At 31.3% G+C, this 14,696-nt stretch carries 9 protein-coding genes; all 9 read left to right on the plus strand.

The window, feature by feature from the left end; all coding sequences use genetic code 11:
• Positions 1-126 precede the first annotated feature (126 nt).
• The 9 genes from ACRDBA_RS06020 to kduI all read left to right on the plus strand — a co-directional run bounded on the left by ACRDBA_RS06020 (position 127) and on the right by kduI (position 14,696).
• On the plus strand, positions 127-5,343 hold the full coding sequence (locus ACRDBA_RS06020) for a glycoside hydrolase family 2 TIM barrel-domain containing protein (RefSeq protein WP_438572024.1): 5,217 nt from the start codon (positions 127-129) through the stop codon (positions 5,341-5,343).
• Between the two features lie 311 nt (positions 5,344-5,654).
• The gene (locus ACRDBA_RS06025; protein WP_438572025.1) at positions 5,655-6,692 is read left to right on the plus strand and encodes a sugar-binding transcriptional regulator; all 1,038 of its coding nucleotides are present in this window, start codon (positions 5,655-5,657) and stop codon (positions 6,690-6,692) included.
• A 50-nt stretch (positions 6,693-6,742) separates the two neighbouring features.
• Complete coding sequence (gene gap / locus ACRDBA_RS06030) at positions 6,743-7,741, plus strand: type I glyceraldehyde-3-phosphate dehydrogenase (RefSeq protein ID WP_438572026.1); 999 nt, start codon at positions 6,743-6,745, stop codon at positions 7,739-7,741.
• Between the two features lie 120 nt (positions 7,742-7,861).
• Positions 7,862-9,040, plus strand: a complete 1,179-nt coding sequence (locus ACRDBA_RS06035) for a phosphoglycerate kinase (RefSeq protein WP_438572027.1) — start codon at positions 7,862-7,864, stop codon at positions 9,038-9,040.
• 122 nt (positions 9,041-9,162) lie between these two features.
• The gene (gene tpiA / locus ACRDBA_RS06040) at positions 9,163-9,909 is read left to right on the plus strand and encodes a triose-phosphate isomerase (RefSeq protein WP_438572028.1); all 747 of its coding nucleotides are present in this window, start codon (positions 9,163-9,165) and stop codon (positions 9,907-9,909) included.
• 338 nt (positions 9,910-10,247) lie between these two features.
• Entirely contained in the window at positions 10,248-11,786 is a 1,539-nt protein-coding gene (gene gpmI / locus ACRDBA_RS06045; RefSeq protein ID WP_438572029.1) for a 2,3-bisphosphoglycerate-independent phosphoglycerate mutase, read from the plus strand.
• Between the two features lie 290 nt (positions 11,787-12,076).
• Entirely contained in the window at positions 12,077-12,454 is a 378-nt protein-coding gene (locus ACRDBA_RS06050) for a VOC family protein (RefSeq protein WP_438572030.1), read from the plus strand.
• A 220-nt stretch (positions 12,455-12,674) separates the two neighbouring features.
• On the plus strand, positions 12,675-13,541 hold the full coding sequence (locus ACRDBA_RS06055) for a DegV family protein (protein ID WP_438572031.1): 867 nt from the start codon (positions 12,675-12,677) through the stop codon (positions 13,539-13,541).
• A 324-nt stretch (positions 13,542-13,865) separates the two neighbouring features.
• Positions 13,866-14,696, plus strand: coding sequence for a 5-dehydro-4-deoxy-D-glucuronate isomerase (gene kduI / locus ACRDBA_RS06060; protein WP_438572032.1), 831 nt, complete (start codon positions 13,866-13,868; stop codon positions 14,694-14,696).

A 14,696-nucleotide genomic window follows, 5' to 3' on the forward strand; every position in this document is an offset into this window, starting at 1 on the left:
ACTTATTTTTTTGTGTAAAAAAATACCAAGATTTAAAAAATAAATAAAATTTTCAAAGGATTTACATTAAATGTATAGAATAGTAATAAGTGGAATGAATATTAGAGAGTAGGAGAGAGGTATATTATGTTAAAAAGAAATAAGAAGATAATTTCACTTATTATGGTATCAACATTATTTATTTCTGCAAGTGAAGGAGTTCTTTGGGGAGCTAAAAATTTTGTTGAAGCAATTCCTAGAGCAGGAATGGAGTGGAAAAACCAACCAGATGTATATGAAATTAATAGAGAAAAAGCACATGCTACATTTGTTTCATATAAAGATACAGAAACAGCATTATCCTATGAAAAGAAACCAGTGGGAGAAAGAGGAATAAGAATTGATTCAGAATACCATCAGCTTTTAAATGGTCAATGGGATTTTAATATTGTGGACAAACCAGACTTAAGACCAACTGAATTAAATGAAAACGGTTTTAATACAACGGGATGGACTGATATAAAAGTTCCAAGCAATTGGCAAACTGAAGGATTTGATTATCCTATATATACAAATATTACAATGCCATGGACTGGAAGAGAAACACCTCCAGTAGGAACAGCACCAACTCAATATAACCCAGTAGGAACTTATCAAAGAACATTTACAGTTCCAGAAGGATGGGAAGCAGATAGAAGAATTTATGTTTCCTTCCAAGGGGTAGAATCAGCATTTTACCTATGGATAAATGGTGAGCAAGTAGGTTATTCAGAAGATAGTTATACTGCTAAAGATTTTGATATTACTGATTACTTAAGAGAAGGGGAAAATGTAATATCTGTCCAAGTGTTTAGATGGTCAGATGCTAGCTGGATGGAAGATCAAGATTTTATTAGATTAAGTGGTATATTTAGAGATGTTGCAATATATTCTACACCAGATGTTAGAATAAGAGATTTTACAGCCACAGCTAACCTAGATGAAAACTTCCAAAACTCAGAACTAAATGTTGAAGTTGATTTATCAGATTATGTTAAAGCTGGAGATGAATATACTGTTGAAGCTAGACTTTATGATGAAGAATTTAATGAAGTTTTAGGTGAGCCGTTAACTACTTCAACAAATTTTGAAGGATCTACTCCTTTAAATGATAGTGCAAATAGTAAAATAGTAAATTTAAATACTAATATAGAGAATCCAAGAAAGTGGTCAGCAGAAGATCCATATCTTTATACATTAATAGTTACATTAAAAGATAAAAATGGAAATGAAAAAGAAGCTGTAAGTACTAAAATTGGATTTAAGAAAATGGAGATTGTAGATAGACAAATATTAATAAATGGCCAGCCTATTTACTTTAAAGGTGCCAATAGACATGAAACAGATCCTAATGATGGTAGATCAGTTTCATTAGAAAGCATGATTCAAGATATAGAAATAATGAAATCATATAATATAAATTCTGTTAGAACTTCTCACTATCCTAATAATCCAGCTTGGCTTGAACTTTGTGATGAATATGGTTTATATGTTGTAGATGAAGCTAATATAGAATCACATGCTACAAGAGGAACAGCAGATCTTATACCTAGTGGTAAAAAAGAATGGGCAGGAATGTCTTTAGATAGAATTAAAAATATGGTTGAAAGAGATAAAAATCATGCATCAGTTACTATGTGGTCATTAGGAAATGAAGCTGGAGATGGTCAGAATTTTGTAGATATGGCTGATTGGATAAGAGAAAATGACCCAACAAGACCAGTTCATTATGAAGGTGATTATAATCCGAATACAAGGGCATCTGATGTATATAGTATGATGTATTCACATCCAAGTACACTTGCAACATATTCAAGTAGAAATAAGCCAGTAATCCTTTGTGAATATGCACATGGCATGGGGAATAGTATAGGTGATTTAAATAGCTATATGGAAACCTTTGAAAAATATGATAATCTTCAAGGTGGATTTATATGGGATTTTGTAGATCAAGGGTTATATAAAGATATAGAAGAAGAAATTGTTATAAAAGATTCAAGTAAAAATAATTTTAGTGTTGATATTAACTCAGGAGAATTAGTAGATGGTGAAACAGGTAAAGGGCTTAAAGGCTTTGCTACATTACCAAATTCAGAAGCGTTAAATGTAACTGGAAAAGGTTTAACAGTAGAAGCTTGGGTTAAACCTGAAAGTTCAACATCAGGACATAATGTATTTGTATCAAAAGGTGATACTCAGTTTGCAATTAAAGAAACAGCAAATTTCCAAAATACAGGGAAAAGAGTTTTAGAGTTCTTTATTTATGATGCAAATAATCCAGGAAGTTACACACAATGGATTTCAGCAAAAACAGAAAATTTACCTGAAAATTGGGTGGATGAATGGCATCAAGTTGCAGGTACATTTGATGGGCAAAATGTAAAATTATTTATTGATGGAAAAGAAGTAGCATCCACTCCTTACACTGGAAGTATTACAGCATCAAATTATGCTGTAGGTATCGGTGGTGATACTCAAGAAAATAGAAGAAGTGATTCAGCTATAGATAACGTAAGAATTTATAATAAAGCTTTATCATTAGAAGAATTAAATGATGATACAAGAACACCAGATGAAAATACAGTACTTTGGGTGGATTTTGATAAGAAAGAAACTACAAACCCAGGAGGCGGAGACAAGTATATTGCATATGGAGGAGACTGGGGTGATAAGCCAAATGATGATAACTTCTGTGCTAATGGATTAATTAATGCGGATAGAACAATAAAACCTCAATTAGTAGATGTAAAATATCATTATCAAGATATTGAAATTAAAGATGTAGATATTAATAATGGAAAGATATCAATAGAAAATGAAACTTTATTTACTAATTTAAATAAGTATGATGCATCTTGGGAGTTAGTACAAGATGGTGTAGTTATTCAAAATGGTAATTTAGATGTATCTATAGAGCCATTAGCTACTGGAGAAGTAATAGTTCCATTTACTACACCTGAAAATGTGGATAATGGATCAGAATACTTTGTAAATATAAGCTTTAAAGAAAAAGAAGATACTAAGTGGGCTAAGGCAGGTCATGAAGTAGCTAAGCAACAATTAAAAGTAAGCTTTACAGAAGACGGAAAAGATTTTATAGATGTATCATCTATGGATAATTTAGCAGTTGAAAATACAGATGCAACTGTGAAAGTTAAAGGTACTGGATTTGAATTAAATCTTGATAAAGCTACAGGAAATATAGATTCATTTGTTGCAAATGGAAAAGAATTATTAAGTACTCCAATAGTTCCAGATTTCTGGAGAACTCCAAATGATAATGATAGAGAAAATGGAATGCCTAATAGAACAAAAACATGGAAAAATGCAGGAGCTAATAGAGCCATAACAAATATTAATGTTGATGAAAGTGATAAGGTAGTTACAATTGAGGTGGATTCAACTCTTCCAACAACTACTCAATCAGCATATAAGAATATTATTAAGGTTTATGGAAGTGGGGATGTTGTAGTAACATCAAACTTAAAGCCAGGAGCATCAAACTTACCAGAAATACCTGCTATAGGTATGGAATTTAATATGCCAGCAGAATTTGAAAACTTAGAATGGTTTGGTAGAGGACCATATGAAAACTACTGGGATAGAAATATGAGTACAGATGTAGGTGTTTATAAGAGCACAGTTGAAGAGCAATATTTTGATTATATAGAACCTCAACAAATGGGTAATAAAACAGATATAAGATGGATGACATTAACTAACGATGAAGGTGTTGGTTTAATGATGACAGGTGATGATTTTGTTGAAGCATCAGCTCTTCATTATACAGAAGAATCAATAGAAGCTGCTAAACATCCATATGAGTTAGTAAAACAAGATGATGTTAATGTTAAAGTTAACTACAAACAAATGGGTCTTGGTGGAGATGATGCATGGGGAGCTAGACCACATGATGAGTTCCAAATAAAACCTAATAAAGAATACACTTATAGAATGAGATTTAGAGCTATAGATACTAAAACTCAAAACCCTATGGAAGTAAATAAACTTGCATTGCCATTTGAATTAAAAGAAAATCAAGCTATAACTTTAGATACTATAAAAGGAGTTAAGCCAAATCTTCCAGCAACAATTCAAGCAGAAACTACTGATGGAGTAATTAAAACAGTAGGAGTAAATTGGAATGTATTAAATGAAGAAGATTATAATAAAACGGGAGTATTTACAGTTGAAGGCTCAGTTAATGGAACATCAAGCAAAGTTATTGCAACTATTAATGTAAGAGAGTTAAATCCAGTAAGTCAATCAATAAGTGCAAAATTAGGAAGTAAAGTTGTATTACCTAGAACTATTGATGCAACTTACACAGATGGAATAAAAGTAACAGTTCCTGTAGTGTGGAATGTAGATGAATCTATATTTGAAAAAGAAGGTATTTATAAAGTTAAAGGTATAGTTACATTATTTGGAGCAGATATAGAGGTAGATGCAACAATAAATGTAGCAGCTGGTGATTATATAAGTGATTTAGATTGGAAGAGTGCAACAGTTGGTTGGTCAACAATTAAAAAAGATAAATCAATAGATGGTAATCCATTAAGATTAAGAATTGGAGATGATATTGAAACTATTAAAAAGGGTATAGGAACTCATGCTGATTCAACAATTATCTATGATGTTACAGGAAAAGACTATAAGTATTTCCAAACTTATCTTGGATATGATAGGGAAGAAGAAGGAGCAAATACTGATGGTATGAAATTCTTTGTTTATGTAGATAATGAATTAGCATTTGAAAGTGGTACTATGATGACTAAAGATCCAGCTAAGTTTGTAAACATTGATATTGAAGGAAAGAAAGAAGTTAAATTAGTAGTTGATAAAGTTAATAGTAATGGAAATGATCATGCTGACTGGGCAGATGCAATGTTTGTTAAGGAAGCTAAGCAGCAAGTTGATAATGGAGTAGTTGAATTAATAAAATCAGCACAAGAGCTTCATGATTCAGCTGTTGAGGGTATTGAAGCAGGTCAATACCATAAGGGAGCAAAGGCAGAGTTAGATACTGCTATAGAAAAAGCAACAAAAGAATCAGTAGAAAGTGGAGCTGATTTTGATGCTATAAAGGTAGAACTAAATACTGCTATAGAAAGATTTAATTCATTAGTAATTACTAAAACAACTGGTGATTTAAATAAAAATGGTGGATTTGATATAGGAGATGTTTCTTTAATATCAAAAGCTTATGGAAAAACTAGTGAAGATTCAAATTGGAAGCTAGTAAAAGAATACGATTTAAATAAGGATGGAAAAATTGATGAGTACGACTTAAACTTCGTAACTTATAAAGTATTAAATAAATAAAATAGACTAAAAGGGAGCTGCTTGTCGGCTCCTTTTAAAAAATTCAGGTATAAATATATATGTTTGTGGCAAAATATCAAAGGAAATAAATTGTTCTTAAAGAGATGAAAATTAGTAAAATAATAATTAACTAGTGCACTACATAAATCAATTTATATAAAGGTATATAAAGGCAACTTAGTAAAAAAAGAAGAAAGTTTTAGAAAAAATGTTATAAAACCCTTTTAAAATGTTAAGAAGTGTTTTATAATAATAAATGTGGGACACATAATTAATGTGTGGGACATATAAAGACCAAAGGAGTGTTTGAAGTGCAGGAAATATTATGTTTGCAAAAAAAAGTAGTTCCTGAACTTGTAGATGTTCTAGAAAAAAGATACAACATATTAAGGACTATATATTACAATCAACCAATTGGAAGAAGAGGTTTAGCAAATCAACTTAACCTTGGTGAGAGAATAGTAAGAACTGAAATAAGTTTTTTAAAAGCTCAAAACCTAATTGAAATAAATACTCCAGGAATGAATGTTACTGGAGAGGGACAAGAAGTAGTTGATAAGTTAAAAGATTTTATTCATGAGATAAAAGGATTATCTGATATCGAGGAAAGTATAAAATCATTCTTAGGTTTGAGAGAAGTAATAATTGTTCCAGGAGATGTAGAAGCAAACCCTAGTATATATAAAGAACTAGGAAAGGCTACAGCTAATTATTTAAAATCTATAATAAAAGATAATGTAATTATAGGTATTACAGGTGGTAGTACAATAAAAGAATTTGTAGAAGCATTTCCAAAGATAAATAATATTTCAAACGTACTTGTTGTTCCAGCAAGAGGTGGAATGGGAAGAAAAGTTGAAAGTCAAGCTAGTACATTAGCTGCATCTTTAGCAAAAAAGCTAAATGGTTCATATAAGTTACTTCATATACCAGAAAATTTAAGTTTAGAATTATTAGATACATTACTTAAAGAAAAGGAAATAAAAGAAGTAATAGATAATATTAGAAAAGCAGATATCATGATTTATGGTATCGGTAATGCACAGGTTATGGCTGAAAAGAGAGATATCTCTGAAGAAGAAAAAGCTAAGTTAAAAGAGCTTGGAGCTGTAGGCGAAGCATTTGGATGTTATTTCAATAAACATTCAAAAGTAGTTTATGAAAATAACACTATTGGAATTAATATTAATGAAGCACGAAAAATTAACACACATATAGCAGTAGCAGCTGGAGAAGATAAAGTAGAATCTATTTTAGCAACTATGATGAATAATAATAATGCTGTGTTAGTTACAGATGAAGCCGCTGGTTTGAAGATATTAGAGTTTATCAAGGAACACACTGAATAAGCTTAAAATTTAAAATTTTAAATATAACTATTTTTAGGAGGTAATTGCAAATGGTAAATGTAGCAATTAATGGTTTTGGAAGAATAGGAAGATTAGCATTAAGATTAATGATTGAAAACCCAGAGTTCAACGTGGTAGCAATCAATGACTTAACAGATGCTAAAACTTTAGCTCACTTATTCAAATATGACTCAGCACAAGGAAGATTTAACGGAGAAATCGAAGTTAAAGAAGGTGCTTTCGTAGTTAATGGAAGAGAAATAAAAGTTACTGCTGAAAGAAATCCAGCAGATTTACCTTGGAAAGAATTAAACGTTGATGTAGTTTTAGAATGTACTGGATTCTTCACTTCACAAGAAAAAGCTGGTTTACATTTAGAAGCTGGTGCTAAGAAGGTTGTTATCTCAGCTCCTGCAACTGGAGATATCAAAACAGTTGTATTCAACACTAACCAAGAAATATTAGATGGTACTGAAACAGTTATATCAGGTGCTTCATGTACTACAAACTGTTTAGCTCCAATGGCTAAAGTATTAAACGATAAGTTCGGAATCGAAAAAGGATTCATGACAACTATCCACGCTTACACTAATGACCAAAACACTTTAGATGGTCCTCACGCTAAGGGTGATTTAAGAAGAGCTAGAGCTGCTGCTGCTAACATAGTTCCAAACTCAACTGGAGCTGCAAAAGCAATTGGTTTAGTTATTCCTGAATTAAAAGGAAAATTAGATGGTGGTGCTCAAAGAGTTCCTGTTATAACTGGTTCATTAACTGAATTAGTATGTAACTTAAACAAGAAAGTAACTGTTGAAGAAATTAACGCTGCTATGAAAGAAGCTGCTAACGAATCATTCGGTTACACTGAAGAAGAATTAGTATCAGGAGATATAATCGGAATTAGTTTCGGTTCATTATTCGATGCTACTCAAACAAGAGTTATGGAAGTTGGTGGAGAGCAATTAGTTAAAGTTGCTTCATGGTACGATAACGAAATGTCATACACTAACCAATTAATCAGAACTTTAAAGTACTTCGTTACTAGATAATTTAATATTATAAGTAATTAATACTTAGAGATAGACATAGTTATTGGTCTGGTTTTATAGTTAAGGCTATGAGGCCAGGCCAATTTTAAATTATAAAATAAATTTATGAGGTGAATTGGAATGAGCTTTAATAAGAAGACTATCGAAGATATAAACGTTCAAGGTAAAAGAGTATTAGTAAGATGCGATTTTAACGTTCCACTAAAAGATGGAGTTATAACTGATGAAAATAGATTAAATGGTGCTTTACCAACAATCCAATACTTAGTTAAAAACGGAGCTAAGGTTATACTTTGTTCACACTTAGGAAAAGACGCTTCAAAATCATTAGCACCAGTTGCTGTAAGATTAAGCGAGATGTTAGGTCAAGAAGTAGTATTTGCTAGAGATGAAGAAGTAGTTGGAGCAAACGCTAAAAAAGCTGTAGCAGACATGAAAGACGGAGATGTTGTATTATTAGAAAATACAAGATGCAGAAAAGAAGAAACTAAGAACATAGAAGATTTCTCAAAAGAATTAGCTTCATTAGCAGACGTATTTGTTAACGATGCATTCGGAACTGCTCACAGAGCTCACTGTTCAACAGTTGGTGTTACAGAATTCGTTGACACTGCTGTATGTGGATACTTAATTCAAAAAGAATTAAAGTTCTTAGGAGAAGCTGTAAACACTCCAGTTAGACCATTCGTTGCTATATTAGGTGGAGCTAAGGTTTCAGATAAAATAGCTGTTATCAACAACTTATTAGAAAAAGTTGATACATTAATAATCGGTGGGGGAATGGCTTATACATTCTTAAAAGCTCAAGGATACGAAGTTGGTTCATCATTAGTTGAAGCTGACAGAATAGACTACGCTAAAGAAATGATCGAAAAGGCTGCTGCTAAGGGAGTTAACTTCTTATTACCAGTTGACCACAGAATTGCTGCTGAATTCAAAGATGTTGAAGCTGTAGTTACTGAAGATCAAAACATTGTTGCTGGAAGCATGGGATTAGATATCGGACCTAAGACTGAAGCTATATACGCTGATGCTATAAAAGATGCTAAGACTGTTATCTGGAACGGACCAATGGGAGTATTCGAATTCGAAAACTTCAACAAAGGAACAATTGCAGTTGCTAAAGCTATGGCTGATGCAGATGCTACAACAGTTATCGGTGGAGGAGACTCAGCTGCTGCTGTTAACATCTTAGGATTCGGAGATAAAATGACTCACATCTCAACAGGTGGTGGAGCTTCATTAGAATTCTTAGAAGGAAAAGCATTACCAGGAATAGAAGCTTTAAACAACAAGTAATTCCTAATTAATAGATAGTTATATTAATTTAATAAAGGTGGCGAGAGCCACTTTTATTAAGTAAATTTTAAATAGTCGTAAATCCTAAGCTTGGCTTAGAGAATAAATATGAGGTGAATATTATGAGAAAACCAATAATCGCTGGAAACTGGAAAATGCACTACACTCCAGATGAAGCTGTAAAAGTTATAGAAGAATTAAAATCATTAGTTAAAGATGCTACTTGTGACGTAGTAATCTGCCCAACTTTCGTTTGTTTAGATGCTGCTTTAAAAGCTGCTGCTGGATCAAACATTAAAATAGCTGCTCAAAACATGCACTTTGAAGAAAAAGGTGCTTTCACTGGTGAAGTTGCTCCAGGAATGTTAGAAGCTATGGGTGTTAGCTATGTTGTTTTAGGACATAGTGAAAGAAGAGAATACTTCAACGAAACAGATGAAGCTTTAAACAAAAAAGTTAAAGCTGCATTTGCACACAACATGACTCCAATCCTTTGCTGTGGAGAATCATTAGAGCAAAGAGAAAACGGAACAACTAACGAAGTTGTTGGAGCTCAAATTAAAGCTGATTTAGAAGGTTTATCACCAGAATTAGCAGAAAAAGTAGTTATAGCTTACGAACCAATCTGGGCTATAGGAACTGGAAAAACTGCTACTGATGAGCAAGCTAACGAAACAATAATGGCTGTAAGAAGCGTTGTTGCTGAAATGTTCGGTAAAGAAGTTGCTGATAAAGTAAGAATCCAATACGGTGGATCAGTTAAACCAAACACAATTAAAGGTCAAATGGAAATGTCAGACATCGATGGTGCTTTAGTTGGTGGAGCTAGCTTAGTAGCTGCAGACTTCTCACAAATCGTTAACTTTTAATTAATAAGAAACTCAGATTAGTCTGAGTTTCTATTTTTTATATAGAAAATTGTACTTATATTTTTAATATTAGAATGATAGATGTTATTCAAAATTAAAGTGTGAAAAATAGAAATGCTTCTTATTTTAGAAGTATGATAAGAAGTTTACTTTATTGGAATAATGACACTGAAATGTATTGAATAAATTTTCAAAATAATCTTATACAAATGTTTACATAAAATTCGATTTGGTTGTTAGAATAGTATAAATATAGTATAATTAAGTAGAATTTAAAGAAAGATAATATTAAGTTAATATATTGTCAAATATAGATTATTTATAATTTGGAGGGACTTATGGCGAAGAAACCTGTAATGTTAATGATATTAGATGGATTTGGAATTGCTCCAAAATCAGACGGAAATGCTGTAGAAGCAGCTCAAAAACCAAACTATGATGCAATATTAGCAAAATATCCTCACACTGAATTACAAGCAAGTGGTTTATCAGTTGGATTACCAGAAGGACAAATGGGGAATTCAGAAGTTGGACACTTAAATATCGGTGCTGGAAGAATTATATATCAAGAGTTAACAAGAATAACTAAGGAAATAAAAGAAGGTGGATTCTTTACAAATGAATCATTAAACTTAGCTATAAACAATGCTAAGGAAAAGAATACAGCTCTTCACTTAATGGGATTATTATCAGATGGGGGAGTTCACTCACATATAGACCATTTAAAAGGATTATTAGATTTAGCTAAAAAAGCTGAATTACAAAAAGTTTATGTTCACTGCTTTATGGACGGAAGAGACGTTGCTCCAGGTTCAGGTAAAGATTTCGTAGTTGAATTAGAAAACTATATGAAAGAAATTGGAGTAGGTGAAATAGCTACAATATCAGGTAGATACTATGCTATGGACAGAGATAACAGATGGGAAAGAGTTGAACTTGCTTATAACGCAATGGTTTTAGGTAATGGTGAAACTGCTACATCAGCTGTTGAAGCTATGGAAAAATCATACCATGATAACAAGACAGATGAGTTCGTATTACCAACAGTAATAATGAATGAAGACAGACCAGTTGCAAAAATAAGCAATGGAGATTCAGTAATATTCTTTAACTTTAGACCAGATAGAGCTAGAGAAATAACTAGAGCTATAAATGATAAAGAATTTAGTGGATTCAATAGAGAAACATTAAACTTAACATTTGTAACAATGACTCAATATGACAAGACTTTAGAAGGTGTTGAAGTTGCTTACAGACCAGAAGGTATAACTAATACTTTAGGTGAATATGTAGCTAGTAAGGGATTAAACCAATTAAGAATAGCTGAAACTGAAAAATATGCACACGTTACTTTCTTCTTCAATGGTGGAGTTGAAAAGGAAAACGAAGGTGAAGATAGAGCGTTAATAGCATCACCTAAGGTTGCAACTTATGATTTAAAACCTGAAATGAGTGCTTTTGAAGTTACAGAAGAATTAATCAATAGATTAGATTCAGATAAGTATGATATGATAATACTAAACTATGCTAACCCAGATATGGTTGGACATACAGGTGTTGTTGAAGCTGCTATAAAAGCTGTTGAAACTGTAGATACTTGTCTTGGTAAAATAGTAAATAAAGTTTTGGAAAAAGATGGATCAGTATTTATAACTGCTGATCACGGAAATGCTGAAACTATGATAGATTTCTCAACAGGAAATCCATTTACAGCTCATACAACTGAGCCAGTTCCATTTGTATGGGTATCAAACCACACAGAAGGAAAGAGTTTAAAAGAAGGAAAACTTGCTGATATAGCTCCAACTATGTTAGGTGAAATGGGATTAGAAGTTCCATCAGAAATGACTGGAGAAAACTTAATAGCAAATAAATAATATAAGCTTTAAAATGCCTAATAAGATTGCAAGATCTTATTAGGCATTTTTTGTTATAGTCATTTGTTTAACGTAACTTTAGTAAAGAATGATGTATAACTTATAATATGATATTAGTTGACAATGAAATTCAACGATGATAATATATCATTACAAGAACTTATGTTCTATTAATTGAGGAAAAATTAGTAGTAGTTAAGGAATTAATTTATAAAATAAAAAAAGAAAAGTATTATTATGATTATAGTTGGAGAAAATTTTAATAAAAGCTTGAATTAGGAGGAGAAAAAATGATAAATAAAATAGGTAAGATTACTATTTACGTAAATGATCAAGATGAAGCTAAAAAATTCTGGACTGAAAAGATAGGTTTTGTAGTAAAGTTTGAGCAACAAATGGGAGCAGGAATGAAATGGTTAGAAGTAGGGCCAAGTGAAAGTGAATTTACTACTTTTGTTTTATATAATAAGGAGCAAATGAAAACATTCAATCCATCAGCAAATGTAGAGCATCCTTCAATTATATTAAGTACATCAGATATTAATTTAGCATATGAAGGTATGAAGAAAAATGAAGTAAGGGTGGGGCAGCTTATGGATATGCCTTATGGAAAAATGTTTGAATTTTTTGATGTAGATGGTAATCAATACTTACTACGTCAAGATTAATAAAGTATATTATTAAATAACTATATTTTAAAGTGTCTATTTAAAGCTAATTTTTAATGGAAAAAGAAGCTTTGTAATAGATGCTTTTTTATTATGGTAAATATGGAAATAGATTTCCAATCAAATATTTTGATAGTCAAAACATTTGACAATTAAAATAAAACTATGTATAATGACAATAAATAAAAGAGATATATTAACTTAATTTAGGAGTGATATTATGTCAATTAAAATAATTACAGATTCAGCATGTGATTTACCAATTCAATATGTAAAACAAAATAATATAGAATTAGTTTCATTAACAGTTAACATGAATGGTGAGTTTTTAATAGATGATTTAGGACAGACTTTAAAATATGAAGATTTTTATAGACAAATAAGAGAAGGAGCTATGCCTTCAACAGCTCAAGTAAATGTAGGAACTTTTGAAGAAATATTTAGAGATCTTACAAAACAAGGACATTCTATAATATATATAGGATTATCATCAGCTTTAAGTGGTACCTTTAATAGTGCAAACATTGCAAGAATGGGAATACTTGAGGAAAACCCTAATGCAGACATAACAGTTATAGATTCATTAAGTGTTTCATTGGGTGAAGGAGCTTTAGTTTATTATCTATGTGAAATGTTAAAGAGTGGGTGTTCAAAAGGAGAAGCAGTAGCATGGGTAGAAGAAAATAAAAGAAAAATAATACATGCAATAACTGTTGATGATTTAAACCATTTAAAAAGAGGTGGGCGTATTTCAGGAGCTACAGCAGCAGTAGGAAGTTTACTTGGAATTAAGCCAACTTTATTAATCGATGATGAAGGAAGGGTTTTACCTGGTGCAAAGATAAAGGGAAGAAAAAAGGCGCTTAAATACATTGCAGATGAAGTTAAAACTAAAGGGGTAAACCTTAAGGAACAAACTCTTTTCATTTGTCATGCAGATTCAGAAAAGGATGCAGAAGAATTGAAAAGAATGATTTTAGAAAGTATAGAAGTTAAAAATGTAATTATAAATTCAATAGGAGCAGTTATAGGTACACATGGTGGGCCTGGAACATTAGCAGCTGTATTCATTGGAGAAAAGAGATAGTTTTAAATATAAGGATTAGAAACCGCGTATGTAAAAGAAGTTTACATATGCGGTTTTGTATTATATTTAGAGTATTAGGTAAAATAAATAGGAGATATGTTGATATATGTAATATATTGATTATTAGTGATATTATTTAATATTTAAAATGCAAAAATTGGAATAAATTTGAAAAAGTATAGCGAATAATATACTATTAAAATAATTTTTAAAATAATACGAAAAAAAGTTGACAACATTTACATCAATGAGTATAATAAAAACATGATAACGAGTAAACCAGTTTACTAAATAGGTTTACAAGTAAATATTTAGGAGGGTATTATGAATAATAGATATGCAAATCATCCAAGTGATTCAAAGAAATATGATACAAGTGAGTTAAGAGAACATTATTTAGTTGAAGAAATATTTGTTAACGATAGAATAGAACTTACTTATAGTCATGTAGATAGAATAATTTTCGGTGGAGTAAAACCGGTTTACAATGAACTTAAATTAGAAGCAGGAAAAGAAATGGGAGTTAATTACTTCTTAGAAAGAAGAGAAATGGGAATAATTAATGTTGGTGGACCTGCTGTAGTTACTATAGATGGTGAAGAATATTTACTACAATCAAAAGACGGATTATACATAGGAAAAGGAAATAAAGAAATTAGCTTTAAATCAGTAGATTCAGAAAATCCTGCTAAGCTTTATATTAATTCAGTTCCAGCTCATAAAGAGTACAAGACAGTTAAGATTGAAATAGAAAAAGCTAATCCAGTTAGATTAGGAGATAACTCAACATTAAATAAAAGAACTATATATCAATATGTTCATCCAAATGTATGTGAAAGTTGTCAATTATTAATGGGATTAACAATGTTAGAACCAGGAAATGCTTGGAACACAATGCCTTGTCACACACATGAAAGAAGAATGGAAGTTTACTTCTACTTTGATATGGCTCAAGATACAAGAGTATTCCACTTCATGGGTGAACCAAGTGAAACTAGACACTTAGTAATAGAAAATGAACAAGCTGTTATTTCACCAAGTTGGTCAATACATTCAGGTGTAGGAACTAGTAATTATACATTCATATGGGGAATGTGCGGAGAAAACCAAACATTTGATGACATGGATGCAGTATCAATGGATACATTAAGATAA

Source organism: Clostridium sp., assembly GCF_051654825.1.
Classification (GTDB): Bacteria; Bacillota; Clostridia; order Clostridiales; family Clostridiaceae; genus Clostridium.

Coding starts and splice junctions, on each gene's coding strand:
- ACRDBA_RS06020 (WP_438572024.1), top strand. CDS start 127: ATGTTAAAAAGAAATAAGAAGATAATTTCACTTATTATGGTATCAACA.
- gap (WP_438572026.1), top strand. CDS start 6,743: ATGGTAAATGTAGCAATTAATGGTTTTGGAAGAATAGGAAGATTAGCA.
- ACRDBA_RS06035 (WP_438572027.1), top strand. CDS start 7,862: ATGAGCTTTAATAAGAAGACTATCGAAGATATAAACGTTCAAGGTAAA.
- tpiA (WP_438572028.1), top strand. CDS start 9,163: ATGAGAAAACCAATAATCGCTGGAAACTGGAAAATGCACTACACTCCA.
- gpmI (WP_438572029.1), top strand. CDS start 10,248: ATGGCGAAGAAACCTGTAATGTTAATGATATTAGATGGATTTGGAATT.
- ACRDBA_RS06050 (WP_438572030.1), top strand. CDS start 12,077: ATGATAAATAAAATAGGTAAGATTACTATTTACGTAAATGATCAAGAT.
- ACRDBA_RS06055 (WP_438572031.1), top strand. CDS start 12,675: ATGTCAATTAAAATAATTACAGATTCAGCATGTGATTTACCAATTCAA.
- kduI (WP_438572032.1), top strand. CDS start 13,866: ATGAATAATAGATATGCAAATCATCCAAGTGATTCAAAGAAATATGAT.